General features: G+C 70.7%; 27 protein-coding genes. 20 read left to right on the forward strand and 7 right to left on the reverse strand.

What is annotated here, in order from left to right:
- Positions 1 to 2 precede the first annotated feature (2 nt).
- The 4 genes from HND91_RS11445 (at position 3) to HND91_RS11460 (ending at position 2,396) form a co-directional block, all read left to right on the forward strand.
- On the forward strand, positions 3 to 383 hold the full coding sequence (locus HND91_RS11445; RefSeq protein WP_181706692.1) for a hypothetical protein: 381 nt from the start codon (positions 3 to 5) through the stop codon (positions 381 to 383).
- Positions 380 to 1,048, forward strand: a complete 669-nt coding sequence (locus HND91_RS11450; RefSeq protein ID WP_181706693.1) for a cytochrome c oxidase assembly protein — start codon at positions 380 to 382, stop codon at positions 1,046 to 1,048. The genes HND91_RS11445 and HND91_RS11450 overlap by 4 nt, the downstream gene beginning before the upstream one ends.
- Positions 1,045 to 2,145 (forward strand): c-type cytochrome, encoded by a 1,101-nt coding sequence (locus tag HND91_RS11455; RefSeq protein WP_181706694.1) that lies wholly within the window; start codon positions 1,045 to 1,047, stop codon positions 2,143 to 2,145. Before HND91_RS11450 ends, HND91_RS11455 begins: the two co-directional genes overlap by 4 nt.
- 80 nt (positions 2,146 to 2,225) lie before the next feature.
- Entirely contained in the window at positions 2,226 to 2,396 is a 171-nt protein-coding gene (locus HND91_RS11460; protein WP_181706695.1) for a DUF2934 domain-containing protein, read from the forward strand.
- A gap of 83 nt (positions 2,397 to 2,479) precedes the next feature.
- On the opposite strand, the gene HND91_RS11465 is transcribed toward HND91_RS11460, so the two are convergent.
- Entirely contained in the window at positions 2,480 to 3,646 is a 1,167-nt protein-coding gene (locus tag HND91_RS11465) for an MFS transporter (RefSeq protein ID WP_181706696.1), read from the reverse strand.
- Positions 3,647 to 3,890: 244 nt separating this feature from the next.
- Between HND91_RS11465 and HND91_RS11470 the strand changes: the two genes are divergently transcribed.
- Together HND91_RS11470 and HND91_RS11475 are read left to right on the forward strand one after the other, a co-directional pair.
- On the forward strand, positions 3,891 to 4,973 hold the full coding sequence (locus tag HND91_RS11470) for a DUF3616 domain-containing protein (RefSeq protein WP_181706697.1): 1,083 nt from the start codon (positions 3,891 to 3,893) through the stop codon (positions 4,971 to 4,973).
- Positions 4,974 to 5,041: 68 nt separating this feature from the next.
- Positions 5,042 to 5,830, forward strand: coding sequence for a DUF1236 domain-containing protein (locus tag HND91_RS11475; RefSeq protein WP_181706698.1), 789 nt, complete (start codon positions 5,042 to 5,044; stop codon positions 5,828 to 5,830).
- Here the strand turns inward: HND91_RS11475 and HND91_RS11480 are convergent.
- On the reverse strand, positions 5,821 to 7,251 hold the full coding sequence (locus HND91_RS11480; RefSeq protein WP_181706699.1) for a sensor histidine kinase N-terminal domain-containing protein: 1,431 nt from the start codon (positions 7,249 to 7,251) through the stop codon (positions 5,821 to 5,823). The genes HND91_RS11475 and HND91_RS11480 overlap by 10 nt on opposite strands.
- Positions 7,244 to 7,915 (reverse strand): response regulator transcription factor, encoded by a 672-nt coding sequence (locus HND91_RS11485; RefSeq protein ID WP_181706700.1) that lies wholly within the window; start codon positions 7,913 to 7,915, stop codon positions 7,244 to 7,246. Before HND91_RS11485 ends, HND91_RS11480 begins: the two co-directional genes overlap by 8 nt.
- Positions 7,916 to 8,145: 230 nt before the next feature.
- Between HND91_RS11485 and HND91_RS11490 the strand changes: the two genes are divergently transcribed.
- Both HND91_RS11490 and HND91_RS11495 read left to right on the forward strand, forming a co-directional pair.
- Complete coding sequence (locus HND91_RS11490; RefSeq protein WP_181706701.1) at positions 8,146 to 8,793, forward strand: exopolysaccharide biosynthesis protein; 648 nt, start codon at positions 8,146 to 8,148, stop codon at positions 8,791 to 8,793.
- Between the two features lie 11 nt (positions 8,794 to 8,804).
- Positions 8,805 to 10,130 carry a hemolysin family protein gene (locus HND91_RS11495; protein WP_181706702.1) on the forward strand — a complete coding sequence of 442 codons (1,326 nt, stop codon included), beginning with the start codon at positions 8,805 to 8,807 and terminating at the stop codon, positions 10,128 to 10,130.
- A 120-nt stretch (positions 10,131 to 10,250) separates the two neighbouring features.
- On the opposite strand, the gene hpaR is transcribed toward HND91_RS11495, so the two are convergent.
- Entirely contained in the window at positions 10,251 to 10,832 is a 582-nt protein-coding gene (gene hpaR, locus HND91_RS11500) for a homoprotocatechuate degradation operon regulator HpaR (RefSeq protein ID WP_343057315.1), read from the reverse strand.
- Between the two features lie 515 nt (positions 10,833 to 11,347).
- Here hpaR and HND91_RS11505 point away from each other — a divergent pair.
- From HND91_RS11505 to HND91_RS11520, 4 genes are read left to right on the forward strand one after another with little or no spacing between them, the layout of a single operon-like run.
- On the forward strand, positions 11,348 to 11,770 hold the full coding sequence (locus HND91_RS11505) for a hypothetical protein (protein WP_181706704.1): 423 nt from the start codon (positions 11,348 to 11,350) through the stop codon (positions 11,768 to 11,770).
- An 8-nt stretch (positions 11,771 to 11,778) separates the two neighbouring features.
- The gene (gene aztA / locus HND91_RS11510; protein ID WP_246329420.1) at positions 11,779 to 12,558 is read left to right on the forward strand and encodes a zinc ABC transporter ATP-binding protein AztA; all 780 of its coding nucleotides are present in this window, start codon (positions 11,779 to 11,781) and stop codon (positions 12,556 to 12,558) included.
- A gap of 44 nt (positions 12,559 to 12,602) precedes the next feature.
- Positions 12,603 to 13,427 (forward strand): metal ABC transporter permease, encoded by an 825-nt coding sequence (locus HND91_RS11515; protein ID WP_181706818.1) that lies wholly within the window; start codon positions 12,603 to 12,605, stop codon positions 13,425 to 13,427.
- Between the two features lie 35 nt (positions 13,428 to 13,462).
- Positions 13,463 to 14,500, forward strand: a complete 1,038-nt coding sequence (locus HND91_RS11520) for a metal ABC transporter substrate-binding protein (protein ID WP_181706705.1) — start codon at positions 13,463 to 13,465, stop codon at positions 14,498 to 14,500.
- Between the two features lie 39 nt (positions 14,501 to 14,539).
- On the opposite strand, the gene HND91_RS11525 is transcribed toward HND91_RS11520, so the two are convergent.
- Positions 14,540 to 15,625: a hypothetical protein gene (locus tag HND91_RS11525; RefSeq protein ID WP_181706706.1), complete on the reverse strand. Its 1,086-nt coding sequence runs from the start codon at positions 15,623 to 15,625 to the stop codon at positions 14,540 to 14,542.
- 118 nt (positions 15,626 to 15,743) lie between these two features.
- Entirely contained in the window at positions 15,744 to 16,349 is a 606-nt protein-coding gene (locus tag HND91_RS11530) for a DUF1134 domain-containing protein (RefSeq protein WP_181706707.1), read from the reverse strand.
- Between the two features lie 105 nt (positions 16,350 to 16,454).
- Here HND91_RS11530 and HND91_RS11535 point away from each other — a divergent pair, with 105 nt between their 5' ends.
- The 8 genes from HND91_RS11535 (at position 16,455) to HND91_RS11570 (ending at position 24,267) form a co-directional block, all read left to right on the forward strand.
- Complete coding sequence (locus HND91_RS11535) at positions 16,455 to 16,979, forward strand: YHS domain-containing (seleno)protein (RefSeq protein WP_246329421.1); 525 nt, start codon at positions 16,455 to 16,457, stop codon at positions 16,977 to 16,979.
- A 142-nt stretch (positions 16,980 to 17,121) separates the two neighbouring features.
- Entirely contained in the window at positions 17,122 to 17,766 is a 645-nt protein-coding gene (chpT, locus tag HND91_RS11540) for a histidine phosphotransferase ChpT (RefSeq protein ID WP_181706708.1), read from the forward strand.
- 161 nt (positions 17,767 to 17,927) lie between these two features.
- Entirely contained in the window at positions 17,928 to 20,741 is a 2,814-nt protein-coding gene (locus HND91_RS11545) for a hybrid sensor histidine kinase/response regulator (protein ID WP_181706709.1), read from the forward strand.
- Entirely contained in the window at positions 20,738 to 21,232 is a 495-nt protein-coding gene (locus HND91_RS11550; protein WP_181706710.1) for a chemotaxis protein CheW, read from the forward strand. Before HND91_RS11545 ends, HND91_RS11550 begins: the two co-directional genes overlap by 4 nt.
- Before the next feature lie 44 nt (positions 21,233 to 21,276).
- Entirely contained in the window at positions 21,277 to 21,642 is a 366-nt protein-coding gene (locus tag HND91_RS11555) for a response regulator (protein ID WP_181706711.1), read from the forward strand.
- 27 nt (positions 21,643 to 21,669) lie between these two features.
- Positions 21,670 to 22,827: a protein-glutamate methylesterase/protein-glutamine glutaminase gene (locus tag HND91_RS11560; RefSeq protein WP_210272666.1), complete on the forward strand. Its 1,158-nt coding sequence runs from the start codon at positions 21,670 to 21,672 to the stop codon at positions 22,825 to 22,827.
- Positions 22,824 to 23,696 carry a CheR family methyltransferase gene (locus HND91_RS11565; RefSeq protein WP_181706712.1) on the forward strand — a complete coding sequence of 291 codons (873 nt, stop codon included), beginning with the start codon at positions 22,824 to 22,826 and terminating at the stop codon, positions 23,694 to 23,696. The genes HND91_RS11560 and HND91_RS11565 overlap by 4 nt, the downstream gene beginning before the upstream one ends.
- A gap of 238 nt (positions 23,697 to 23,934) precedes the next feature.
- Positions 23,935 to 24,267 carry a hypothetical protein gene (locus HND91_RS11570; protein WP_181706713.1) on the forward strand — a complete coding sequence of 111 codons (333 nt, stop codon included), beginning with the start codon at positions 23,935 to 23,937 and terminating at the stop codon, positions 24,265 to 24,267.
- A gap of 134 nt (positions 24,268 to 24,401) precedes the next feature.
- Here HND91_RS11570 and HND91_RS11575 read toward each other — a convergent pair whose 3' ends face one another.
- Positions 24,402 to 25,523 (reverse strand): hypothetical protein, encoded by a 1,122-nt coding sequence (locus tag HND91_RS11575; protein ID WP_181706714.1) that lies wholly within the window; start codon positions 25,521 to 25,523, stop codon positions 24,402 to 24,404.
- Positions 25,524 to 25,583: the final 60 nt, after the last annotated feature.

Raw genomic sequence — 25,583 nt, forward strand, 5'->3', positions numbered from 1 at the left:
CGATGTTCATCCACGGCGGCCGCAACGAGACGCTCTGGCCCCTGATCGGGCCGCCGGCGGTCTGGGCCATCCATTTCACCGCCTCCTACGTCTGGGCGGCGATCGCGTGCGCCAAGACCACCCACGAAGACGCGATCTATCTCACCGCCCGCATCGGCATCGGGGTGATGACCGTCCTGGCGCTCGCGGCCATCGCCTATGCGAGCTACCACGCCTGGCGGGTCTGGGGCTTCGGCCGGTACGAGCCGCCCCACGCGGACGACACGGAGGAGGACCGGCGCCGCTTCCTCGGCTACGCCACCCTGCTTCTTGCCGCGCTCAGCGCCGTCTCGGTGATCTTCGTGGCGCTCCCGGCCGCCTTCATCCCGGAGTGCACCTGGTGAAGCGTGTCGCCCTCATCGCCGGCCTCGTGGTGCTCGCCGCCGTCTGGGGCGGGCCGCTGCTGACGCGCGACGGCGAATCCTTCGCCGCCCACATGATCGCCCACATGGGCGTGGTGGCGGTGGCGGCGCCGCTGATCGCGGTCGGGCTCGCCGGCGGGCCGGCGGATCCGTCGGCGCGCTGGCCGGCCGTCTTCGCGCCGGTCCCGATCTCGCTTGCGGAACTCGTCGTCGTCTGGGGCTGGCATGCGCCGGCGGCGCGGGCGTTCGCGGACGGGTCCGCCGCCGCTCTCGTTCTGGAGCAGGCGAGCTTCCTCCTCGTCGGCCTCGCGCTCTGGTTCTCGTGCGTCGGTCACCGGGCCGGCGAGGGGCCGAAGCGGGCGGCGGCGGGCGCCTTCGGCCTCCTCCTCACCTCCGTCCACATGACGCTCCTCGGCGCCCTTCTCGCGCTCACGCCCCGGCCGCTCTACGGCGAGGGCGTGGTCACCTGCCTGGGGCTGACGCTCGAGGCGGTGGACGACCAGACCATCGGCGGCGTCGTGATGCTTCTCGTCGGCGCGGCCGTCTACCTCGCCGGCGGCGTCGGGCTGATGCGCCGGCTCCTCGCCGACGGAGAGCCCGACCGCCCGGCCGCCGAGGCCGCCGTCCTCACCGGGAGACGCCCATGATCCTCACCGTGCGGCGGGCCGTGCTCGCGGTTCTCGCCCTTGCGGCCGCCGGCATGCTGTTCGCCTGGTCCGGCCTCTTCAACGTGGCGGCGAGCACCGGCCACTGGCCGATCACCAACTGGTTCCTGCACTGGGTGATGCAGAACTCCGTGCGCACCTACGCGCTCGCCACGGTGGAGACGCCGCCGCCTCTCGATGATCCGGCCCTGCTGCCGGCGGCCGCCGGTCACTACGCCCAGGGCTGCGCCTGGTGTCACGCGGCTCCCGGCGAGCCCCAGTCCCAGATCGCCGAGGCGATGACGCCGCCGCCGCCGGCGCTGCACGAGTGGCTGGCGCACGTGGACTGGACCGACAAGGAACTCCACCGGATCGTGGAGCATGGCGTGAAATACTCCGGCATGCCGGCCTGGCCCAGCCTGAAGCGGCCCGACGAGGTCTGGGCCATGGTGGCCTTCCTCGACCGCCTGCCGGACATGGACGAGGCCACCTACCGGACGCTCGCCTACGGGGAGGCGGGCACGACCCCCGTCTCCGGCGACGCCGCCTTCGATCGGGCGCTCGGCGACTGCGCCCGCTGCCACGGCACGGACGGCGCCGGCCGCAGCGACCGCATCCCGGTGATCGGCGGCCAGAAGCCCGTCTACCTGGCGGCCTCGCTCCGGGCCTACGCGGCGGGCGAGCGCGCGAGCGGCTTCATGCAGGGCGCCGTCGCCGACCTCTCGGTGGAGACCCTCGACCGGCTGGCGGAGCACTACGCCTCGCAGACCCCCGCTCGGCCCCAGCCGGCATTGGATGCGAACCCGGGCGAGGTGGAGCGCGGCCGGGTGATCGCCGAGGCGGGCGTCCCGATCGACGGGGTGCCGGCCTGCCTCTCCTGCCATGGCGAGGGCAGGCCCCGAGACGTCCACTTCCCGCGGCTCGACGGCCAGCATCGCGACTATCTCGCCCGTCAGCTCAGCCTGTTCCGGGAGGGCGAGCGCGGCGGCTCTCCCTACGCCCGCCTGATGACGGCGGCCGTGCACGAGCTGAAGGACGAGGACCTGGAGGCGGTGGCCGCCTATTTCGCCAGCCGCGGCGGTGCCCTCGCGGCCAGGTGACGGCACGGGACCGGCAAAGGAACAAGGCTCGGGCCGGCCGGTTTGCATCCCGAACCGCCCATCGATCAAGGAGACGACCCATGGACGAGGAAACGGAAGAACGGGTGCAGAAGCGCGCCTACGAGATCTGGGAGGAGGAGGGCCGTCCCGACGGCCGCGCCGCCGAACATTGGGACCAGGCCTGCCGCGATCTGGGCGTCCAGGACGACACCCGCGTACCGCCCATGTCCGTGCCCGCCCCGTCGGTCTGACCGGGCGATCCGAAGAACGACGTGAAGGCTCCGGTCCGGCGACGGACCGGAGCCTTGTCATGTCGGGCTGCGATCGGGCCGGCTCACTCCGCCGCGACCGGCTCGGCCCGGGCGCTGCGCCAGGTGGCGACCGAGAGCGCGAGGCCGACCGCCGTGAGCGCGACGCCGACGAGCGGCAGGCGGTCGAGCCCGAGCCCGCCGTCGAGTGCGAGCGCGCCGAACCAGGCGCCGCTGGCGCAGCCCACGTTGAAGGCGCCCTGGTTCAGCGTGGAGGCGAGGTTCGGCGCCGCCCGGGCGCTGTCCACCACCAGCATCTGCAGCGGCGCGACCGCCGCGAACGACACGATTCCCCAGACGAACAGGGTCGCGTAGGCGAGCGGCACCGAATGGGCGGTGAAGAGGAAGACCGCCATGGTCAGGCCCACCGCCGTGAACACGCCCATGATCGCCCGGTGCACGTCCCAATCGGCGATGCGGCCGCCGATCCAGTTTCCGGCGGTGAGGCCGAAGCCGTAGAGGAAGAGCGCGGCCGTCACCGCCTCCTCGGACAGACCGGTCACCTCCCGCAGGATGGGCGACACGTAGGTGAAGGTGCAGAAGAAGGCGGCCGCCGAGACCGCGCTCATGGTCATGCCGAGGAGGACCTGCGGGTCCCGCAGCACCCGGAACTCCTTCAGCACGTCGCCCTCCGGCGTCTTCAAGGCGCGCGGCACGAAGAGCGCGACGCCCGCGAAGGCGACGACGCCGATCGCCGCCACCGCCACGAAGGTGGCGCGCCAGCCGAACGCCTGCCCGAGGGCCGTGCCGCCGGGCACGCCCAGGATATTGGCGACCGTCAGGCCCATGAACATCAGGGCCATGGCCTGGGCGCGCCGGTCGGCCGGCACCAGGCTCGCCGCCACCACCGCGCCGATTCCGAAATAGGCCGCGTGGGCGAAGGCCGTCAGCACCCGGGCGGCGAGCAGGCTCCAGTAGCCGGGCGCGATCGCGCAGAAGAGGTTGCCGGCGACGAACAGCGCCATCAGGCCGAGGAGCGTGCCCTTGCGCGGCAGGCGCGCGGTCAGGATCGCCAGGAGCGGCGCGCCGACCACCACGCCGACCGCGTAGCCGGTGACCAGGAGGCCGGCCTCCGGGATGGTGACGCCGAGATCGGCGGCCACCTGGGGCAGGAGACCCATGATGACGAATTCGGTGGTGCCGATGCCGAAGGCACCGGCCGCCAGGGCGAGCAGCGGCAGAGGAAGGGACATGAGGAACTCCGGGAGGATGGCCACTCTAGCCGACTCGGGCGGCCGCGACCCGACCGTTCTCGACAGGGCCGCCATGCGGCGATGCGGCGCGACGGCGCAGAACCTGCCAGGGCTCCCGGTCGAAACGGCAAGGGTCCTGCCGGGACGACGACGGTCCGGCGGGCCGTCGGCGAGGAACATCGGCCATGGCGGCGCCGTTCACGTCAGCGCTCGCGCGCGACGGTGACGACCGGAGGAAGATCCCATGCCCGCAGCCACGCCGACCCGCCAGATCGACCTCGTCTTTTCCGATTGGCGGCCGCTCCGCCATGTGGACGATCCGCTCCACAAGGACCTGTCCGCCGTGGCCCTCGTCGGCGACACCCTGTTCGTCGCCTGCGACGAGACCGCCAGCGTGGAACGGCTGCGCCGCACCGGGGACGGTTCGTTCGGCGACCACAAGCACGTGCCGCTCGACGACCTGGTGCGCCTGCCGGCGGGAGGCGATGGCGAGATGGACATCGAGGGGCTCTGCGCCTCGGACGGCTATCTCTGGATCCTCGGCTCGCACGCGGCCAAGCGCTGCAAGCCGGAGGTGGAGAAGCACGGCCGCGAGAAGGCCATGAAGCGGATGCGGGCGACCGAGCGCGAGCCGAACCGCTCCTTCCTCGGCCGCGTCCCGCTCGTGGAGGAGGGGGCCGGCCTCTGGCGCCTGGTGGAGGCGGACGGCGACCGCCGGGCCGCCTGGCTGAAGGTCGGCCGGCGCCGCAGTCGGCTTCTCCGGTGGATTGCCGAGGACGACCATCTGGCGCCCTTCCTGGACATTCCCTCCAAGGAGAACGGCTTCGACGCCGAAGGCCTCGCCGTCCGCGGCGACCGGGTGTGGGTGGGGCTGCGCGGGCCGGTGCTCCGGGGCCATGCGGTCGTGCTCGACCTCCAGCTCACGGAAGGGCGCAAGGGTCATCTCAAGGGCAGGCGGGTGGACGGCGCGCGCCATTTCCACAAGCACCTGATCGACACTCGCGGGCTCGGCATCCGTGACATGCGCCTCTGCGGCGACGACATGCTGCTCCTCGTCGGCCCGACCATGTCGCTCGACGGGCAGGCCTACGTGATCCGCTGGCGCGGCGTGACGGAGGACGACGCGTCCGGCGTGGTGCCGCCGGATCGGATCGAGGTTCTGGCCGAACTCCCCTACGAGCACGACACCGACCACCCCGAGGGCCTCGACCTCTGGCCGGACCCGGAGCGCCGGTCCCTCATCGTGCTCTACGACGCCCCGGGGCCGGAGCGGGCCGACCCGGACCGCTTCACCGTGAAGGCGGACGTGTTCACCCTGCCGGCATGAGCGCCGGAACACCCCTTGTCCGGGCGGCGTTCATCCGGTGCGCGGGGGCGCGGACTTCGAGGGTTGTCATGACCAAGACCGTATCACTCGCCGTCGCCGTCCTGGCGGGCACCGTGCTCGCCTCGGGCGGCGCCCTGGCCCAGACGACCTCTCCGCAGGTTGTGCAGGGCCAGGCGACGCAGGCGCAGGTCGCCTATGCGACCACCGATCTCAACCTCCGGGCGGGCCCGGGGCCGGAATATCCCGTGGTGACGGCGATCGACGCGAACGGCGCCGTGCAGATCCTCGGCTGCACGCCGAGCGGGCTCTGGTGCGACGTGGTCTGGAACGGCACGCGTGGCTGGGCCTACGCCACCTATCTCGCCGCCGAGGTGGGCGGCCAGCGCATGGCCATCCCGGAGGTCGCCGGCCGCGTGCAGGTGCCGACCGCCAACTACGACACCCAGGTCTACTGGGACGAGAACTATCGCCAGCAGCCCTTCTACAGCCAGCGCGACCGCTACGTGACCAGCAGCACCACCACGTCGGCGAGCGGCTCCACAGGCGCCGTCACCGGCGCGGCGGGCGGCGCCATCACCGGCGCACTGATCGGCGGCCCGGTGGGCGCCGCAATCGGCGGCGTGGCGGGCGCGACCCTCGGCGGCACGGTCGATCCCCCGGAGCGCGTGCGCACCTACGTGACCGAGCAGCAGACCGAGCCGGTCTACCTGGAAGGCGAGGTCGTGGTCGGCGCCGGCGTGCCGGAGACCGTGCAGCTCGCCCCGGTGCCGGAGTACGAGTACCGCTATGCCTATGTGAACGGCCAGCGCGTGCTCGTCGACCCGAACACCCGGCGCATCGTCCACGTCTACCGCTGAGACGGCGCGGCCCCGTCCCGCGCGGGGCCGCCCGGCACCGGTCGGGCCGGCAGGTGGATGGCGGCGACGAGCCCGCCTCCCGGCCGGTCGCGAAGCGATACGCGGCCGCCATGGGCGGCCGCCACCCGGGCCACGATGGCGAGCCCGAGCCCCGATCCGGCTCCGGACCGATCGGCGCCGCGCTCGAACCGGCCGAGGACGCGCGCCTTGTCGGCGTCCGGAATGCCCGGCCCGCGGTCGATCACCTCCACGCAGTGGCCGTCGTCCGTCCGCCGCACGGTCACGTCGACGCGCTCGCTCGGCGGCGCATAGGCGAGGGCGTTGTCGAGGAGGTTGCGGATCGCTTCCCTGAGCGCCACCGGGTCGCCGCTCACCACGGCGCCCTCGGCGTCCTCCGCCACGTCGAAGCGGATCGACCGGTCGGCCGAATAGGCGTAGGCGTCGTTCACCGTTTCCGCCGCCAGCCGGTCCAGCCGCACGGGTTCCCCCCGCCCGAGCACGAGGCGATTGGCGACCGCCGCGTCGGCGAGAAGCTGGTTGGTGATCCGGGTGGCCACCTCGGCGTTGCGGCGGATCCGGCGCACCTGGTCGCGCAACTCCGACGGGTCGGTCTCCGTGCTCGCCACCTCGGCCATGGACATGAGGCTGGCGAGCGGCGTGCGGATCTGGTGGGCCGCCTCCGCCAGGAAGTCGCGGTTGCGCTCCAGGGTGGTGCGCAGACGGTCGACGAAATGGTCGAGCGTGCGGACGAGCGGCGCGATCTCGGTCGGCACGCCGGCGAGGCCGAGCGGGCCGAGGTCGGCGCTGCCCCGCGCCTCCAGCGCCCGTTCCAGCGCCGCCACCGGCCGCAGCACCTGGCGGATGGAGAGCGGGATCATGACGATCGCCGCGATCCCGACCACGATCAGCGGCACCATCGCGTAGGTCCGGATCTCGGCGGCGAGCATCTCGCGGCTTTCCCGCGTCTCCGCCATGGCCACCGTCACCCAGCGCGGCCGGCCCTCCACGGTGATGAGCCGGCGGTTGGCGGCGACGCGCACCGGGAAGCCGCGGAACACGCCGTCGGCGGTCGCCACGTCGCTGCCGCGCGGGAAGCGGAGCGCCACGTCGAGGTCCGCATAACCGGTCACGGTCGCGCCGGTGTCGTCGAACACCCGGTGGAAGACCCGATCCGTCTTGCCGATCGCCAGCATGGAGAAGGCCGTCGTCGGCACGTCCACGGTGACCGAGCCGTCGGCGATCTGGATCGCATCCGCCACCGACAGGGCGGACGCGATCAGGAGCCGGTCGTAGGCGCCGTCCGCCGCCCGCTCGGCGAAGCCCACCACGATGGCGGCGATCACCGTCAGGAAGGTCGCCACCGACAGGGCGCCCCAGAGGGCGAGCCGGCGGCCGATGGAATAGGCGGCGGGCTCAGTCACGGCGCACCTCGGCCACGTAGCCGAGGCCGCGAATGGTGCGGATCTCGAAGGTGGAGCCCTCCAGCTTGCGGCGCAGGCGCGACACGGAGAGCTCCACCGCGTTGTGGCCGCTCTCGCCGTCCAGGTTGAACAGCTGGTCCAGGATCTGTTCCTTGGAGAGGATGCGCCCCCGTCCGTGGACGAAGTATTCGAGCAGCCGGTACTCCCGCGCCGACAGGTCCACGAGCCGGTCGTCCACGCTCACCCGCCGGCCGCCCGCGTCGAAGGCCATGTTGCCGAGCACGAGCGGTCCGGCGCCGAGGCCGTGCCGCCGGCGCTGCAGGGCCTCCAGGCGGGCGTCCAGCTCGCGAAGGTCGAACGGCTTCACCAGGTAGTCGTCGGCGCCGAGCTGGAAGTGGCGCAGCTTGTCGTCCATGTCGCCGCGCGCGGTCAGCACGATCACGGGCTCGCGCCGGCCCGCGGCCCGCAGCCGGGCGAGGAGATCGGTGCCGCTGACGCCCGGAAGCGAGAGGTCTAGGAGCACGGCGTCATAGTCGGCGCTGGCGAGCAGGTGGCCGCCGTCGCCGCCGTCGCGCGCCCAGTCGACCGCGTGGCCGGCCCGGGTCAGGTGCCGTGCCACCGCGTGCCCCAGATCCTCCGCGTCCTCCACCAGCAAGATGCGCATGAATTCCCGACCGGTCGCCGACCGTCCTTCCGGGGTGGACTTTGGCAGGGCCGCACGGTTGGCCGCAAGCGCGCCGGCGCGCGCTGGTACGCGCCGCCGGCCGATCCCCCCGCCCGGCGGGCGCGGGAACCGTGGCCGGCCACGTCGGGTTGACGGTATGCTTTTGCTTGCGCCCGGCCTTCGCTATAAGGGCGCGTCCGCAACGACTGGGTCGAGGACCTTCCCACTCCGTGCCTTTCGGCGAACCGCCACCCTTCATCGAGCCGAAGCGTCCGCCTTCGGCCTCCACCCTTCTCAATGATTTCGCCGCAACGTGGGCTTCCGATCGGGTCCGGCTCGCCGACATCGTCGACATGCTGGGCGATCGGGTCTACGGCCTCATCCTTCTGATCTTCGCGATCCCGAACGCGATCCCCAACCCGGTTCCGGGCGTCACGGCCATCCTCGGCGTGCCGCTCGTCCTCGTTGCGGCCCAGCAGGTGATGGGGCGGCCGCGGCCGTGGTTCCCGAAGGTGCTCGGCGACCGGTCCATCGCGACGGAGGACTTCCGCCGCTTCGTCGTCCAGGCGGAACCCTGGCTGAAGCGGGTCGAGCGGCTGCTGAGACCCCGGCTGCGCGTTCTCGTCAGCCCGAACGGCGAACGGGTGCTCGCCGCCATCGCGCTCATGATGGCGGTGATCCTGACCCTGCCGATTCCGCTCGCCAATCTTCTGCCGGCGCTGGCGATCTGTTTCATCGCTCTCGCGATGATCGAGTACGATGGCCTGATGGCGGCCGTCGGGATCGTGGCGGCCGCCGGGAGCGTGATCATCGCCTCGAGCGTCGTCTATGGATTCGTGAAGATCGGGATCTTCCTGATCCGCAACGCGCTGGCCTGAACGGAAAGACGATGTCCTACGTGTTCGAGATCGGTATCGTGGTCGTGCTGCTGGTCATCAACGGCTGGTTCGCCATGTCGGAACTGGCGGTGGTGTCCTCCCGGCGGACCCGGCTGGAGACGATGGCCGCCCAGGGCAGCCGCGGCGCCCGGACCGCGCTGCGCCTCGCGTCCGATCCGGGCCGCTTCCTGTCCTCGGTCCAGATCGGCATCACCCTCGTGGGCATCCTGGCCGGCGCCTACTCGGGCGCCACGCTCGCCGAGCCGCTCGGCGCCTGGCTGGCGGAGCAGGGCCTGTCGTCGTCCGCCGCCAACGCCCTGTCGATCGCCATCGTGGTCGGCTCGATCACCTACGCGTCGCTGATCGTCGGCGAACTCGTCCCGAAGCAGATCGCGCTCTCCAATCCGGAGGGCGTCGCCGCGATCGTGGCCGGGCCCATGGCGGTGGTGGCGATCGCCGCGGCGCCGATCGTCTTCGTGCTCGACCTCTCGTCCCGGCTGGTGCTGGCGCTTCTGCGGCTGAACACCTCGGCCGACCAGTCGGTGACCGAGGAGGAGATCCGGGCCGTGATCGCGGAGGGCACCAAGACCGGCATCCTGGAACCGGAGGAGAAGGAGCTGATGGCCGGCGTGATGCGGTTCAGCGACCGCTCCATCCGGGCCATCATGACGCCGCGCCGCGATGTGGTCGGCCTCGATCTCGACTGGGACCACGAGCGCGTCATTGAGGTGCTGACCGGGTCCACCCATTCCCGCTATCCGGTCTATCGCGGCGAGATCGACACGGTGCAGGGCATCGTCCAGGCCAAGGACCTGCTCGACAGCCACCTCTCCGGCGAGGGGATCGACCTGGAGCGGGCCATGAAGGCCGTGGAGGTGGTGCCGGATTCCGCGCCCGCCCTCAGCGTGCTCGAACTCCTCCGCCGGGCGCCCGTCCACATGGCGATCGTGGTGGACGAGTACGGCTCCGTGGAGGGGATCGTGACGGCGGCCGACATCCTGGAGGCCATCGTCGGCAGCCTTGCGGCCGACGAGGACGAACAGCCGAGCGCGATCGTCCGCCGCTCCGACGGCTCCTGGCTGGTGGACGCGGACCTGCCGGTGGACCTCGTGGCCGACAAGCTCGCCTGCCAGGCGCTCGACGATCCGGACCGGGACTACGAGACGCTGGCGGGCTTCGTGCTCTCCGTCTCCAAGGCGATCCCGAACACGGGCGACGTGATCTCCTGGGCGGGCTGGACGTTCGAGGTGGTCGACATGGACGGCCGGCGCATCGACAAGGTGCTGATGACCGCCCCGCCGCCGGACCCGGCCTCCGATCCCCGCGCCGTGACCTGAGCGCTCGTCCGCGACGGACACCAAAAAGCCGGGCCGCCTCGCGGCGATCCGGCCCTGTCTCGACGATTCCGTTGCAGAATTCCTGTGGCACCGATGACGCGATGGTCGGCGCCCGGCCGGTCAGTCGTCGCCGTTCTCCTCCGGCACCAGCGCGGCGTTGCCGACCAGCGAGGTGACGAGGTCCACCGAGAGCTGGATCATCAGGTCGATCCGCTCGTCGCCGAAGCGCTCGGCGATGCTGGCATAGACCTCCGCGGTCGCCGGCTCGATCGCCTGCATGGTGCGCCGGCCGCGGTCCGTGATGGACACCATGGTGCGGCGGAGGTCCTCCAGCTGGGCACGGCGGCCGATGTAGCCGCGCTGCTCCAGATCCTTGATGATCCGCGACAGCGACGAGGCGCGCAGGCACGTGGCCGCGGCGAGCTCGGACGCGGCGATTTCATTGGCTGCGAGAAGCTGGCTGAGCACACGCCACTGCTGCTCGGTCAGCCCATGCTGACGGAGAGCCGGACGGAGCTGTCTCATCACCGCCTCGCGGGCGCGCAGAAGCGCCGTCATGAGGCTGGGACGATCCAACGGCATGGAGCTGGATGCGGTCGAGTCGCTCTCGGACGCTAGTTTCGTATGCACTTTATGTCCGGTAATTGAGGCGGGCTGGGGCAGGGCGGTTGTGGATCGCATCAGGCATTTGGGTGACGCCATCGCGAAGAGTCGATGCCATGTGGCATATGAACATTAAATACGACAATTAATCGCCCCTGTCGATTGCGCAACGTCACCCGTCTGTCCGACTTCAAGCCAACCGGCCGGTCGTCGGCGTTGGAGCGCGTTTTCAGAGCTAATCCCGCGATTTGCAGAGCGATATGAACGGAGCTTGACGACCGCTCATCCCGATCTCTGGTGTCTCCGGAAGCAAAACGGCCGGGTGATCACCTTATTCCCACTACTATTAAAAGATCCGACGAAATCAAATCTGCATTTTCGAAGGAGAGCCGATCGAGGCGCTCATAACGATTTCTACGTATATCAGCGGCCGGACAAACCTGTCGGTTGGACGCAATCTCAGGTTGTGTTGACAGCGTAATGTTATAAAGTTACATCAACAGGCGAGTGACGCCGGGAACCGGGTTTTCCTGGACCGAGGGCCGGACGGGCGCGCGGGGCCGCTTCGCGCGGCATGATCCGCGTCGCGGCGTCGGCAGGACGGGATCGCATCGATGGATATCGCTTCAGTCGCGCACGACCACGGCCGGGACGTCCAGGACCAGCGGGATGCCGCTCACGGTCTCGGGGCGCACGACCACCCCCCTCACGACCCCGAAACGCACGATCACGGCACGAACGGCCACGCCCATCAGGCGCACGACCGCCATCCGCACGACCACCATCCGCACGACCATCACTCCCACGACCGCCATCCGCACGACCATCACCGGCACGCCCAAGGGCACGCCGAGACGGTTCCCTCCCGACCCGCGCTCTCCCACGGCGCCGCGATCCGCTCCTCGTTCGCGGCCGGCCCGGTGCGCGCCATCCTGGTGCGCCCGTCCCTGATCCGGTTCGGACTTCCGGGGCGGCTGGCGATCGCCGGCGTCCTGGTCGCGGCGGTGTGGAGCGCCACCCTTTCGGTGATCGGATGAGGCCGTCCATGTCCCTGATGCGTCAGTCGGTCGCGGACCCGCGCAAGGCGGCGATCCGCTTCCGCAACGCCACCGTCGGCTACGACCGGCACCCGGCCATCCATCATGTGAACGGTGGCATCGAGCCGGGCAGCCTGGTGGCGGTGATCGGGCCGAACGGCGCCGGCAAGTCCACGCTCCTCAAGGCCATCGCGGGCCTCCTGCCGCCGCTCGACGGCGAGATCCGGGTGGAGGGCTGCCCGCGCCGGCGGGTCGCCTATCTGCCGCAGCAGTCCGAAATCGACCGGTCCTTCCCGATCCCGGTGTTCGACTTCATCGCCATGGGCCTCTGGCGGTCGGTGGGTCTCTTCGGCGGCTTCGATCGCCGCGCGGACGAGGCGGTCGCCGGGGCGCTGGCGACGGTCGGCCTCGCCGGCTTCGAGCGCCGCACCCTCGACACCCTGTCCGGCGGGCAGGTGCAGCGGGTGCTGTTCGCCCGCCTCATCCTGCAGGATTCGCCGCTCATCCTCCTCGACGAGCCCTTCACGGCGCTCGACGACGCCACGTCGGAGGCCCTTCTCGGCCTCGTGCTCGGCTGGCACGCGGAAGGGCGCACGGTGGTCACCGTCCTCCACGACCTCCACCAGGTGCGCGATCACTTCCCCACCACGATGCTGATCGCCCGCCGGGTGGTCGCCTGGGGCGACACCCGGACCGTGATCACCGCCGACGCGCTGCGCTCGACCCGGGCCATGACGGAGGCCTGGGACGACCACGCCCCGATCTGCCGGCACGAGGACGCGCCGTGACTGCCTGGGATTTCCTGTTCGCGCCGTTCGTGGAGTTCGGCTTCATGCGCCGGGCGCTCGTCGGCAGCCTGGTGCTGTCCGCCGGGGCGGCGCCGATCGGCGTCTTCCTCACCCTCCGGCGCATGAGCCTCACCGGCGACGCCATGGCGCACGCCATCCTGCCGGGGGCGGCGATCGGGTTCCTCATCTCCGGCCTCGACCTCTTCGCCATGACGGTCGGCGGCATCGGGGCGGGCCTCCTGGTGGCGCTGCTCACCTCCCTGGTCGCCCGCGTCACGGTGCTGAGGGAGGACGCCAGCCTCGCGGCCTTCTATCTCATATCGCTCGCCCTCGGCGTCCTCATCGTGTCCTGGAAGGGCTCGTCGGTCGACCTCATGCACGTGCTCTTCGGCACCGTGCTGGCGCTCGACGACGCGGCGCTCCAGTTCATCGCCGCGATCGCGTCGGTCACGCTGGTGGCGCTGGCGGTCGTCTGGCGGCCGCTCGTGGTGGAATGCGTGGATCCGGGCTACCTCCGGGTCGTCAGCGGCGCGGGAGCGACCATCCACATGATCTTCATGGTGCTGGTGGTGCTCAATCTCGTCGCCGGCTTCCAGGCGCTCGGCACGCTCCTCGCCGTCGGCATCATGATGCTGCCGGCCGCCACCAGCCGCTTCTGGGCGCGGGACGTGGGGGCGCTCTGCGCCGTGGCCATCCTGGTGGCGGCCGTCGCGTGCGTCGCCGGCCTCCTCCTGTCCTACCACGCCAATCTGCCGTCCGGCCCCGCCATTATCCTGGTCGCCGGCGTCATCTACCTGGTCTCCGTCCTGTTCGGCCCGGTCGGCGGCGTGGTGCCGCGGCTGATCCCGGCGCCGCACCGGGCGGGATGACCACCGATCCGTTCCTATCCAACGGGAGATCCCTCATGCGCGTGACAACGCTTCTCGCCTCCGCCGCCCTCCTGGCGCTCGCCTCCGGGACCGCCGCCGCCGAACCGCTGAAGGTGGTGGCCACCTTCTCCATCCTCGGCGACATGGTCTCCCGCGTCGGCGGCGACCGTGTCGAGGTCACCACGCTGGTGGGGCCGAACGGCGACGCCCACGTCTATCAGCCCACCCCGGCGGACGCCCGCTCCCTGCTCGGCGCCGATCTCGTGGTGGTGAACGGCCTCGGCTTTGAGGGCTTCCTCGATCGCCTTCTCACCGCCGCCGAGTACAAGGGCCCGGTCGTCACCGCCGCCGCCGCCGTGACGCCCATCGCGGGCGGCGAGGAGGAGGAGGAGCACGGCCACGGCGAGGCCGCCCATGCCGATGGTCACGGCCATGGCGAGGCGCACGCCGAGGCCGGACACGCGCACGGGGAGGCTCACGCCGAGGCCGAGCACGACCACGAGGAGGCGCAGGCGGACGGGCACGACGATCATCATGGCGGCCTCGACCCGCACGCCTGGCAGAGCATCGCCAACGCGAAGCTCTACGTTGAGGCGGTGACGGACGGCCTCTGCGGCGTCGATGCCTCCGGCTGCGACGGCTTCCGCGCCAACGCGGCGACCTATACGGCGGAGCTCGACGCCCTGGAGAAGGACGTGAAGGCGCGCATCGCCGCGATCCCGTCCGAGAAGAGGCGGGTGATCACCAGCCACGACGCCTTCGGATACTTCGCGGCCGCCTACGGCGTCCGTTTCCTCGCCCCGCAGGGCGTCTCCACCGAGAGCGAGGCGTCGGCGTCGGATGTGGCGCGCCTCGTCCGCCAGGTGCGGGAGACCGGCGTCAAGGTCCTCTTCGTGGAGAACGTCTCCGATCCGCGCCTTCTGGACCAGATCGCCCGCGAAAGCGGGGCCCGCATCGGCGGCGCGCTCTATTCGGACGCCCTGTCGCCTGCGGGCGAGCCGGGTGCCACCTATATCGACATGATGCGCCACAACGCCGATGCGCTCGTGTCGGCCATGGAGCAGAACTCCTGACCAGAGGCCGGATATCCTGACGCGAGCGCCTCGGCGCCGTCAGGCGTCCTGGCGTTCGCTCGCCGGCACGGCGGCGGCCGGCCCGGCCTCGGGCCGCTCGACGTCCGACGGGGCCGGGGCGGGCGGCGAGCCGGCGGTCGCCGGACCGGCGTCGGCGGCTTCGTCCGCCGGCGACCCGGTCGGCGCAGCCGCCGTCCGGAACCGGCGGATCCGGCGGGCGAGTTCGTCGATGCGCTCAGACCAGTCCACGGTCGCCTCCAGCCGGGTCGGCCGGGCGGGCTCGATTCCCGCCACGCCCGTATCGGTGGCGAGCGCCGCCGACGCGGACACCGGCATCCGGGGCGCGTCGTCGGGCCGAAGCGCCGATCCATAGGTCGTCACCGGTCCATCGGCCGAGACGCTCCCGCTCGCCTCCGCCGGCCCGGCGGCTTGCGCCGGCCGGAGGGGCACGGGGTCGAAGCCCCGGTCCCGCCGCTCCGGCGCGGCGGGCGAAAGCGCCGGCGCGGCCTGCGCGTCCGCCGGCCGCGGGCGCTCGTCGAGCTCCGCATAGTCCACGTCCACGTAGTCGTCGGCGGGCGCCGCGAAGGCCTCGTCCGTGTCGCTCCAGCCCATCTCGGGCATCTGCGTCCGGAGCGTGTTGATGACCTGCTCGGCCTCGGCGACGCGGGTCTCGGCGGCGCGGGCGCGCTGCAGGAGGGCCGAGTAGCGGCGCTCCAGGTCGCGCCGCTCCACCGTCAGGCGGGCGACGGCCTCCTCCCGGTCGCGCAACTGGGCGTGGAGCGCCGCGAAGCGCTCCTCGGTCTCGCGAAGGGCGGTGGTCAGCGACTGGACCTCGGCGCGCGCCGCGCTCACCTGCAGGCTCTCCTCGGCGCGGGCCATCCGCTCCTCGGTCAGCCTCTCGCGCAGCATGGCGGATTCCGCCTCCACCCGGGCCGTGCGGGCGGCGAACAGGGCGCGCACGGCGTCCTTGGCGGCGGCGATCTCGTTCAGCGAGCGGGGCAGGCGCGCCTCGGCCTCCTTGCGGGCGAGGCGGGCCGCACGGCGGGTGAAGGCCGGAAAGACCAGGAGGGCGATCAGCCCGGCCGCCAGGGCACCGAGCGTGAAGACGAGGGCGCTTTCGATCACATCGGGTCCGACGGTGACGACATCGGGTCTCCGGGCGCCGCCAGCCGGGCGCCCGGGCCATTCCTGCCACTTGGACCCAACGGCGGCGCCGGGTCAAGCGGGCCGCGGCGGCGCCGGCTCAGAACGGGTTCCAGGTCGGCTCCGGCGTGAACTTCAGATAGCCGACGTTGATGCCGAGCCGCGCGCCGAGCCCGGAGCGGACCGGCACCAGGGTCACGTCGCCGGCCCTGAGCGCCGTCAGGCCGAAACCGCCCACAAGATAGGCCGATCCGGCGACGCCGCCGTAGCGGTTGAAGAGGGCGTTCACGGACGGAAGATTGTAGATCAGCACCATGGTGCGGGCGCCGTCCGCGCCGAGGTCGAGGCCGAGCGAAGGGCCCTGCCAGTAGACCCGGTGCGTGCCGGCGTTGCGGGTGTAGAGCATGCCCTCGCCATAGCGCAGGCCGCCGAAGAGCGCGGCGCCGCCTTCCTGGCCGAGCACGTAGCCGTTCGGCTGGCCGTAGTCCGCCACGGCCTTCTCGATCACGGTCGCGAGCCCGCTCGACACCTCGCCGAAGAAGGCGTTACCGGCGTTGACCAGTTCCTCCGAGGAGAAGTTGGTGCCGGCGCCCGGCTGCGGCGCGCGGGCCTGCTGGGCGAAGGCGCCCGCCGGCGGCGCCATCAGGAGGGCCACCAAGGCGAGAAGCGCCGTCACAATCCGAAACCGATCGAACAACCGCACCATGTCTGCCCTCCCATCCTGGTCGGCCGCCGTTAACCGGGCCGACAGGTCCGCGCCGATATCAATGCGAAAGACACCATCATCCGAATCGATAATCCGTTGCGTCCCATGTGTAGCGCGAATCCGGCAGGAGAACGGCGGCGCCGGCGGAAAACGGCGGCGGCGACGCTGGCGGTCGTTCTCGCGGCTGCGACGGCCGGTCTCGCCGGGCCGTGGACCCGCCCGGCGGCCGCGTCCGCCCTCAACGAGCGCATCGTGCACGACCCCTACACCGGGCTCGCCCTCGGCGGCTACGATCCGGTCGCCTATTTCACCGACGGCGCGGCGGTGCGCGGGCGCGGGATCGAGGTGGTCTGGGACGGGGGCTACTGGCGGTTCGCCAACCCGGGCAACGCGGCGGCCTTCGCGGCCGCCCCCACGGTCTACGCCCCGCTCTTCGGCGGCCACTGCGCCGCCAGCCTCGCCCGGGGCGCCCTCCAGCCCGGCGATCCGGAGATCTTCCTGATCCACCGGTCCAGGCTCCTGTTCTTCGCCCGCGCGGCCGACCGGGACGCCTTCCTGGCCGATCCGGACGGCCAGCTCGGCCGCGCGTTCGAGCGCTGGCCGACCCTGTCGGCGGTCCTCGCGCGCTGAATCGGGCGGCTTTCTGCCGTCCGCGCCGACAGTCCCCGGTTGGCAGGCGGGTTTTCGGCCTGTATCCACAGGACAACGGCCGATGTTTCGATTCGAGGCAGCGGTCACCCCTTGACGCCTCACGTCCGGACCCGAGACCGCCATGACCGAGCCGACCAAGATCGAAGCGCTCGACTTCGCAGCCCTCCTGTGCTCCCGCGTCTGCCACGACATCATCTCGCCCGTCGGCGCCATCACCAACGGCCTGGAGGTGCTGGACGAGGAGGACAATGAGGAGATGAAGGCCTTCGCCTTCGACCTCATCCGCAAGAGCGCCAAGACCGCGTCCTCCAAGCTCCAGTTCGCCCGGCTGGCCTTCGGGGCGGCCGGTTCGGCCGGCGCCGAGGTGGACCTCGGCGACGCCGAGACGGTGGCCAAGCGCTACATGGAGGGCGAGAAGGCGGACCTGGTCTGGCAGGCGGAGCGCCGGCTGCTGCCGAAGAACCAGGTCAAGCTGATGCTCAATCTTCTCCTGGTGTCGCTCCACGCCGTGCCGCGCGGCGGCAAGATCGTGGTCCGCACCGAGGGCGACATGCCGTGCCCGGCCCAGATCATCGAGGCGACCGGGCCGTCGTCCCGCATCCCGCCCCGGGTGGCCGACCTCATCAACGGCGACGTCGGCGACGGCCTCGACGCCCACGCGATCCAGCCGTACTACGCCGGCTCGCTCGCCCGCGAAGCGGGACTCACCGTCAAGATCAGTAAAAGTGAAGAGACCGTTATCTTCGAAGCGCGACCCACAGTCTAAAATAGAAAGAAGCAAATCTGCTATTCGGTTGGATGCGCCCTTCGGATTTCAACCAATCTTAACCGTTTGACTGGACACTTCCCCAGAGTGCGACGAGTGCTGCCTGTCGCGAAAACAGTCGGTGGCGGGATGACCTGACGCCGACCTTCTGGGGGTGAGCGATGGATGACCTGCTTCGGGAATTCCTGACGGAGACCAACGAGTCTCTCGACGTCGTCGACGTCGAACTCGTCAAGTTTGAACAAGAGCCGAACAACGCTCGGATTCTGGACAATATCTTCCGGCTGGTCCACACCATCAAGGGCACCTGCGGCTTCCTGGGGCTCCCCCGGCTCGAAGCGCTGGCCCACGCGGCCGAGACCCTCATGGGCAAGTTCCGCGAGGGCGCTCCGGTCACCAAGGAGGCGGTCAGCCTCATCCTCCAGACCATCGACCGGATCAAGGGCATCCTGGCCGAGCTGGAGGCCCTGGAGGGCGAGGAGCCGAAGGGCGACGACGGCGACCTGATCTCGCAGCTGGAGGCCATGTCGCTCGCCGGCGACGCCGCCAAGGCGGCTGCCAAGAAGCCGGCGGAAGCGCCGGCAGCGGCCAAGAAACCCAAGGAGGAGAGCGCCGGCTCCCTGGTCTACCAGGTGCTGGAGCGCGGCCTGCGTCCGGGCGAGGTGTCCCTCGACGACCTGGAGAAGGCCTTCCGCGAAACCGCCGTGGAGGTTCCCGCCGAGCCCGAGGCGCCGGTCGAGGCCGTGGCCGTCGCCGATGCGGCGCCCGCCTCCCACCAGACCCAGCAGGGCATCGACCTCGTCAAGGTGGCCGCCGAGATCGAGGCGCGCCTCAACAAGCAGACCGAGACCAAGCCGGAGAAGGCCGAGAAGGTCGCCGACGACAAGGACTCGGACGCCGACGCCAAGGGCGACGGCAAGGGCTCCGTGTCGAGCCAGTCCATCCGCGTCAACGTGGAGACGCTCGAGCACCTGATGACCATGGTGTCCGAGCTCGTGCTCACCCGCAACCAGCTCCTGGAGATCGTCCGCCGTCACGAGGACAGCGAGTTCAAGGTCCCGCTGCAGCGCCTCTCCAACGTCACGGCCGAGCTGCAGGAAGGCGTCATGAAGACGCGCATGCAGCCGATCGGCAACGCGTGGCAGAAGCTGCCGCGCATCGTCCGGGACCTCGCCGGCGAACTCGGCAAGCAGATCGAGCTGGAGATGCTCGGCGCCGAGACCGAGCTCGACCGGCAGGTGCTGGAGCTGATCAAGGATCCGCTGACCCACATGGTCCGCAACTCCGCCGACCACGGCCTGGAGAAGCCGGAGGACCGCAAGGCGGCCGGCAAGCCGGAGAAGGGCACGATCAAGCTCTCCGCCTATCACGAGGGCGGCCACATCATCATCGACATCGCCGACGACGGCCGCGGCCTCAACGTGGAGCGGATCAAGCAGAAGGTCGTCGAGAACGGGCTCGCCAGCGAGGCCGAGCTCGAGAAGATGTCGGAAGGCCAGATCTTCAAGTACATCTTCGCGCCGGGCTTCTCCACCGCCGCCAAGGTGACGAGCGTCTCCGGCCGCGGCGTCGGCATGGACGTGGTGCGCACCAACATCGAGATGATCGGCGGCACCATCGACCTGAAGTCGGTGGCCGGCAAGGGCTCCACCTTCACCATCAAGATCCCGCTGACGCTCGCCATCGTGTCCACGCTCATCGTGGAGAGCGCCGGCGACCGCTTCGCCATCCCGCAGCTCTCCGTCGTGGAGCTCGTCCGCGTCCAGTCCAACTCGGAGCACCGGATCGAGCGCATCAAGGACACGCCGGTCCTGCGCCTGCGCAACAAGCTGCTGCCGCTGGTGCCGCTCGCCCGCATCCTCGGCGTCGCCGAGGAGGGGGAGAAGAGCGAGGACGACGGCTTCATCGTCGTCATGCAGGTCGGCAACGTCACCTTCGGCATGGTGGTGGACGGCGTCTTCCACACGGAGGAGATCGTCGTCAAGCCGATGTCCAAGATGCTCCGGCACATCACCATGTTCTCGGGCAACACCATTCTCGGCGACGGCTCGGTGATCATGATCGTCGACCCGAACGGGGTGGCGAGCGCGATCGGCACCGCCGTCGCGGCCGAGGTGAACGAGAAGGAGGATGCCGCCAAGGCCCGGTCCGTGGACGACCCGGCGAAGGTCTCCATGCTGCTCTTCCGCGCCGGCTCGCCGGAGCCGAAGGCGGTGCCGCTGTCCCTCGTCACGCGCCTGGAGGAGTTCGACATCGACAAGATCGAGCATTCCAACGGCCGCGACCTCGTCCAGTACCGCGGCTCGCTCATGCCGCTCGTCTACCTCAGCCACACCGTCCAGCGGCGCACGGAAGGCACCCAGCCCATGCTGGTCTTCTCCGACAGCGGCCGCTCCATGGGCCTCGTCGTGGACGAGATCGTCGACATCGTGGAGGAGCAGCTGGACATCCAAGTCGGCTCCGACATCTCCGGCGTCCTCGGCTCGGCGGTGATCAAGGGCAAGGCCACCGAGATCATCGACATCGGCCACTTCCTGCCGCTCGCCTTCGAGGACTGGTTCCACCGCAAGGAGATCTCCTCCGCGGCGCTCACCCGCTCGCTCCTCTTCATCGACGACAGCCCGTTCTTCCGAAACATGCTGGGCCCGGTGCTGAAGGCGGCCGGTTTCGACGTGACCACCTGCGGGTCCGCCACCGAGGCCATGCGCCGCCTCGGCGAAGGCGAGCGGTATGACGTCATCGTGTCCGACATCGAGATGCCGGGCGTGAACGGGTTCGAGCTCGCCGAGATGCTGCGCCGCGACCCGCGCTTCCGCCAGACGCCGATCATCGCCCTGTCGGCCGTCTGCACCCCCGCCTCCATCGAGCGGGGCCGCCAGTCGGGCTTCGACGACTACGTCGCCAAGTTCGACCGCCCTGGCCTCATCGCCTCGCTCAAGGAATTCACCAGCCACGAAGTCGGACTCGCCGCATGAGCAAAGCACCCGCGACCGCGCCCGGCGCCGCCGCCAACGACGCCCACCAGGACTCGATCCAGTACGTGACCGTCATGATCGGCGGTCAGCTGTTCGGCCTGCCCATCCACAAGGTGCACGACGTGTTCGTGCCCGAGAGCATGACCCGGGTGCCCCTGTCGGCGCCCGAGATCGCCGGCGTGCTGAACCTGCGCGGCCGGATCGTGACGGCCATCAATATGCGACGGCGGCTCGGCCTCCCGCCGCGCGAGGGCAGCTCCAGCATCATGGCCGTGGGCATCGAGTACCGCGGCGAATCCTACGGGCTGATCATCGACGAGGTCGGCGAGGTCCTGAACCTGCAGACCAGCGGGCGGGAATCCAACCCGGCCAACCTCGATCGCCGGTGGGCCGAGATCTCCGGCGGCGTCCATCGCCTGTCCGGCCAGCTCATGGTCATCCTGGACGTCGAGCGCGTGCTCGGCCGCATGCTTGACCAGCTTGCCGCGTGAACAAGTCCGGCGGGGGTGACCGCCCGGGACCCTGGGAGAGTGGAATGAAGCATTGTCTCGTAGTCGACGACTCGAGCGTCATCCGAAAGGTCGCGCGTCGGATCCTGGAGGACCTGTCCTTCGCGATCTCCGAAGCCGAGGACGGCCAGCAGGCGCTCGAGTCCTGCCGGCAGCAGATGCCGGACGCGATCCTGCTCGACTGGAACATGCCGGTGATGGACGGCCTGGAATTCCTCGCCCAGCTGCGCAAGCTCGACGGCGGCGAGGCCCCGAAGGTCGTCTTCTGCACCACGGAGAACGACGTCGGCCACATCGCCAAGGCCATCCGGGCGGGTGCCAACGAATACATCATGAAGCCTTTCGATCGCGAGATCGTCGAGGCGAAATTCCAGGAAGTCGGCCTGATCTGACTCGATAGCATGAAGGGGGGCAGCATCATGTCGGCAATCGCTCGGCACACGAATGCCGCGGGCGCAGCCACGAATCCGATCCGCGTGATGGTCGTCGACGACAGCGTCGTCGTCCGCGGGATCGTCGGTCGCTGGATCGAGGAGGATCCGGCCATGACCCTCGTGGCCAGCCACCGCAACGGCCGACTGGCGGTGGACGACGTGACCAAGTCCAACCCGGACGTGGTCATCCTGGACATCGAGATGCCGGACATGGACGGGCTCACCGCCCTGCCGTTGCTTCTGGAGAAGAAGCGCGACCTGTTCGTCCTCGTCGCCTCCACGCTCACGAGGCGCAACGCCGAGATCTCGCTGAAGGCCCTGCAGCTCGGCGCCGCCGACTACGTGCCCAAGCCGGAGACCAATTCGGGCGTGACCACGTCGGCGGACTTCCGCCGCGAGCTCGTGGACAAGGTCCTCCACCTCGGCCAGCGCGCCCGCTCCCGCGTCACCGGCCGCCCCTCCACGCCCGGCAGCGGCATGCCCGTCATCGGCCGCCCGGCGCCCGCGCCGGCGGCCAAGGCCAAGGCCTCCTTCACGATCCGAGCCTATTCGTCCGTCCGCCCGCGCATCCTGGCGATCGGCAGCTCCACCGGCGGCCCGCAGGCGCTCAACACGCTCTTCGGCGAGATCGGCTCGTCCATCGGCCAGGTGCCGGTGGTGATCACCCAGCACATGCCGCCCACCTTCACGGCCATCCTGGCCGAACACCTGTCGAAGGCCGCCGGACGCCCGGCCGCCGAGGGCAAGGACGGCGACGTGCTCGCCCCCGGCCGGATCTACGTGGCGCCCGGCGGCAAGCACATGATCCTCGCCCGCCACGGCGCCGACACGGTGGTCCGCCTCACCGACGGTCCGCCGGTCAACTTCTGCAAGCCGGCGGTCGACCCGCTGTTCAAGACCGTCGCCGAGATCTACGGCAACGCAAGCCTCGCCGTCGTGCTCACCGGCATGGGGTCGGACGGCGCGGGCGGCGTCGGCGACATCGGCCGGGCGGGTGGCAGCATCATCGCCCAGGACGAGGAGACCAGCGTGGTCTGGGGCATGCCCGGCGCCGCGGCCCACACGGGCCAGTGTTCCGACGTGCTGCCGCTTCCGGAGATCGGCCGCAAGGTGTCGCGCATCCTGCTCGGAGGGCGCCCATGAGCCCTGCGGAATACGATTTTCTGCGCCAGTTCCTGAAGGCGCGGTCCGGTCTGGTCCTGTCCAACGAGAAGCAGTACCTCATCGAGAGCCGGCTCCTGCCGGTGGCCCGCAAGGCGGGGCTGGCGTCCATCGCGGCGCTCGTCTCCAAGCTGCGCGACCCGCGCGAGGCGCAGCTCGCCGACGCGGTCGTCGAGGCCATGACGACGAACGAGTCCTTCTTCTTCCGCGACAAGGTGCCGTTCGATCACTTCACCCAGCTGATGCTGCCCCAGCTCCTGGAGCGCCGGGCGGCGAAGCGTCACCTGCGGATCTGGTGCGCCGCGGCCTCCACCGGCCAGGAGCCCTATTCGCTCGCCATGTGCCTGAAGGAGATGGGGCCGCGCCTCGCCGGGTGGCGGGTCGAGATCCTCGGCACCGACATCTCCAACGAGGTGCTCGATCGCGCCCGCGCCGGCGTCTACACCCAGTTCGAGGTGCAACGCGGCCTGCCCATCCAGAACCTCCTCAAATACTTCACCCAGTCCGGCGACCAGTGGACCATCAGCGCCGAACTGCGCTCCATGGTGCAGTGGCGGAAGTTCAATCTCCTGGAGAGCTTCGCCGGGCTGGGCCAGTTCGACATCGTGTTCTGCCGCAACGTGCTGATCTACTTCGACCAGCCGACCAAGGCCGACATCATCAACCGGATCGGCAAGCTCCTCGCCCCGGACGGCTACATGGTGCTCGGCGCCGCCGAGACGGTGGTGGGCCTGTCCGAAGCGTTCAAGCCGGTCCCCGACCGGCGCGGCCTCTACGCGCCGAACCTCGTCGCCGCCGGCGGCGCCGCCCCGATCGCGGGCGTCCGGGTGGCCGGCCTCGGCGGCTTCTGACGCTCCCGGACGCGCGGGTCGCCCGTCTCGGGCGCACCCGCGCGCCGGCCGGGGCCGGCTCCGGTCCTGCCGGCGCATGCTTCCAAACCTATGTTTGACAGGCTTTCCGCCCCGCCGCTAATGTCCGGCCCGGCCGCCCGCCCGGGCGGCTGGTGAGGGTTTCGCGCGGCCCGGCCCCGCCCGAAGGGGGTGCCGCCGACCTCGCCTCGATCCGTTCCGCCGGTTTCGAAAGGTCGCAATGAAAGCCAGCACTCTGGTCGTCGCTGTCCTGGTCGTGGCCGCGGCCGCGGCCGCGGCCTACGTCCTGACGCGGGACACCGCCTGCGCCGGCTGGTCCACCGCGCAGGTCCGGCAGATCGTCCTCCAGGAGCTGAAGCAGCAGGCCCCGGTCGACCCGGCCATCCCGGACGCCTATGACGCCGCCATCGACGAGTCCGCGATCACCTACGCGGAGGAGACCTGGGTGGTGCCCATCACGGTGACCGACCGCCTCGGCACGCGCATGCGCTTCCTCGGCAGCCTCTCCTGCCTCGGGAACGGCACCATCGGCATCGCCAAGCTGGCCGACTGACGGGCGGACGGTCGCCCGTCCTGGAGCGCTTTCCGACCTGACGGAATCGTCAGGTCGACAGGGCATCGCTCCAGATTCGATGAGCTGGAGCGTTCTCTCGGCGATCGGGTCCTGCCACTTTATTGGAGACTGCTCTAGTTTCCGGGCTGCATGGAAGCCTGGGTCGCCAGCACCTCCACCTCGTCGTCCCGCCCGGTCTCCACGCCGAACACGCGCTGGTAGACGCCGTTCTCGTGCTTGGCGATGGCCGTGTAGTCGCCTTCCGCCAGGATGAAGGACGGGAACGCGCCGACGCCTTCAGACACCACGTCGCCGCCGGGCGTCAGGATCGACCAGCGGGTGTCGGCGATCGCCTCGCCGCCCGGTTCACCCACGAGCTTCAGCGTCACCTCCGCGGCGCGCTGGTAGAGGGTCACCTCCGACAGCTTGCCGGAGGTGACGACCACCTCGGCGCTCGTCACCGCGTTGATGCCGCCGTAACGGCTGACCACGTGATAGGTGCCGGCCGGCAGGCGGACGAGGTCGCCCGGCTTCACGTCACCGGCCACCAGCCGGCGCTCCCCGCGGGCGTCGGTCTCCGGGGCGAGCACGTCGAAACGCACGTCCGCGTCCGGCAGCGGCCTGTCGTCCGCCTGGGCGAGCAGCTTCAGGCCGCCGGCGTCCAGCACCACGGCCTCCTGCTTCACCGGGCCGGCCAGGTCCACCCGCACGGTCCGGTCCGCATAGCCGAACCAGCAGTGGACCAGGTAGGAGCCGGGCGGCAGGCGGAAGCTGGCGTCGCCGCCCTTGGCCGAGGCCACCATGGGCAGCCGGCCGTCCGGTCCGGGGTTGGCCGCGAAGACGCGCCAGACGAGACCGCTGCGCAGGGAATCGCCGTCCGCGGTCAGCTTGGCCGTGAGAACCAGTTCCGGATCCCCGATCCGCAGCTTGTCGAGCCCGAAGCTCGGCTCGGTCAGGGTATCGGAGGGCGCGAACGGCGCCGCCGCCTCGGGCAGGCCGAGATCGCCGCTCCCGGTCCCGAGGGCCGGATCAAGCGGCGGCGTCGCGTCGGACGGCGGCGGAACCTCCGGCGCGCCGAGCGACGGCAGGTCCAGCGGTGGGCCCGGCGGCAGCCCCGGGATGGCGGCGGGGGGAAGCGGGGAGCCCGCGCCGCCGTCGAACGACTGGGCGGCGGCGGGACAGACGGCGACGAGCAGAACCAGCGCCAGCACCGACCGGAAAGCCCGGCGGAGGCGGCGACCCGACCATTCGATCACGTGAGATCCGTCCATCGTCGTTCAGTTGGGGGGGCGCCCGCCGTGGCATGCTCCGGGCGC

Origin of the sequence: Chthonobacter rhizosphaerae, assembly GCF_013839525.1 — a bacterium.
Lineage (GTDB): Bacteria > Pseudomonadota > Alphaproteobacteria > Rhizobiales > Pleomorphomonadaceae > Chthonobacter > Chthonobacter rhizosphaerae.

Excerpts from the sequence above, each read along its gene's own strand:
- HND91_RS11445 (WP_181706692.1), top strand. The coding sequence starts at position 3 with ATGTTCATCCACGGCGGCCGCAACGAGACGCTCTGGCCCCTGATCGGG.
- HND91_RS11515 (WP_181706818.1), top strand. The coding sequence starts at position 12,603 with ATGCGCCGGGCGCTCGTCGGCAGCCTGGTGCTGTCCGCCGGGGCGGCG.
- HND91_RS11570 (WP_181706713.1), top strand. The coding sequence starts at position 23,935 with ATGAAAGCCAGCACTCTGGTCGTCGCTGTCCTGGTCGTGGCCGCGGCC.
- HND91_RS11465 (WP_181706696.1), bottom strand. The coding sequence starts at position 3,646 with ATGTCCCTTCCTCTGCCGCTGCTCGCCCTGGCGGCCGGTGCCTTCGGC.
- HND91_RS11455 (WP_181706694.1), top strand. The coding sequence starts at position 1,045 with ATGATCCTCACCGTGCGGCGGGCCGTGCTCGCGGTTCTCGCCCTTGCG.
- HND91_RS11470 (WP_181706697.1), top strand. The coding sequence starts at position 3,891 with ATGCCCGCAGCCACGCCGACCCGCCAGATCGACCTCGTCTTTTCCGAT.
- chpT (WP_181706708.1), top strand. The coding sequence starts at position 17,122 with ATGACCGAGCCGACCAAGATCGAAGCGCTCGACTTCGCAGCCCTCCTG.
- HND91_RS11565 (WP_181706712.1), top strand. The coding sequence starts at position 22,824 with ATGAGCCCTGCGGAATACGATTTTCTGCGCCAGTTCCTGAAGGCGCGG.
- HND91_RS11475 (WP_181706698.1), top strand. The coding sequence starts at position 5,042 with ATGACCAAGACCGTATCACTCGCCGTCGCCGTCCTGGCGGGCACCGTG.
- HND91_RS11495 (WP_181706702.1), top strand. The coding sequence starts at position 8,805 with ATGTCCTACGTGTTCGAGATCGGTATCGTGGTCGTGCTGCTGGTCATC.
- HND91_RS11485 (WP_181706700.1), bottom strand. The coding sequence starts at position 7,915 with ATGCGCATCTTGCTGGTGGAGGACGCGGAGGATCTGGGGCACGCGGTG.
- HND91_RS11505 (WP_181706704.1), top strand. The coding sequence starts at position 11,348 with ATGGATATCGCTTCAGTCGCGCACGACCACGGCCGGGACGTCCAGGAC.
- HND91_RS11520 (WP_181706705.1), top strand. The coding sequence starts at position 13,463 with ATGCGCGTGACAACGCTTCTCGCCTCCGCCGCCCTCCTGGCGCTCGCC.
- HND91_RS11545 (WP_181706709.1), top strand. The coding sequence starts at position 17,928 with ATGGATGACCTGCTTCGGGAATTCCTGACGGAGACCAACGAGTCTCTC.
- HND91_RS11560 (WP_210272666.1), top strand. The coding sequence starts at position 21,670 with ATGTCGGCAATCGCTCGGCACACGAATGCCGCGGGCGCAGCCACGAAT.
- aztA (WP_246329420.1), top strand. The coding sequence starts at position 11,779 with ATGTCCCTGATGCGTCAGTCGGTCGCGGACCCGCGCAAGGCGGCGATC.
- HND91_RS11550 (WP_181706710.1), top strand. The coding sequence starts at position 20,738 with ATGAGCAAAGCACCCGCGACCGCGCCCGGCGCCGCCGCCAACGACGCC.
- HND91_RS11530 (WP_181706707.1), bottom strand. The coding sequence starts at position 16,349 with ATGGTGCGGTTGTTCGATCGGTTTCGGATTGTGACGGCGCTTCTCGCC.
- HND91_RS11555 (WP_181706711.1), top strand. The coding sequence starts at position 21,277 with ATGAAGCATTGTCTCGTAGTCGACGACTCGAGCGTCATCCGAAAGGTC.
- HND91_RS11535 (WP_246329421.1), top strand. The coding sequence starts at position 16,455 with ATGTGTAGCGCGAATCCGGCAGGAGAACGGCGGCGCCGGCGGAAAACG.
- hpaR (WP_343057315.1), bottom strand. The coding sequence starts at position 10,832 with ATGGCGTCACCCAAATGCCTGATGCGATCCACAACCGCCCTGCCCCAG.
- HND91_RS11460 (WP_181706695.1), top strand. The coding sequence starts at position 2,226 with ATGGACGAGGAAACGGAAGAACGGGTGCAGAAGCGCGCCTACGAGATC.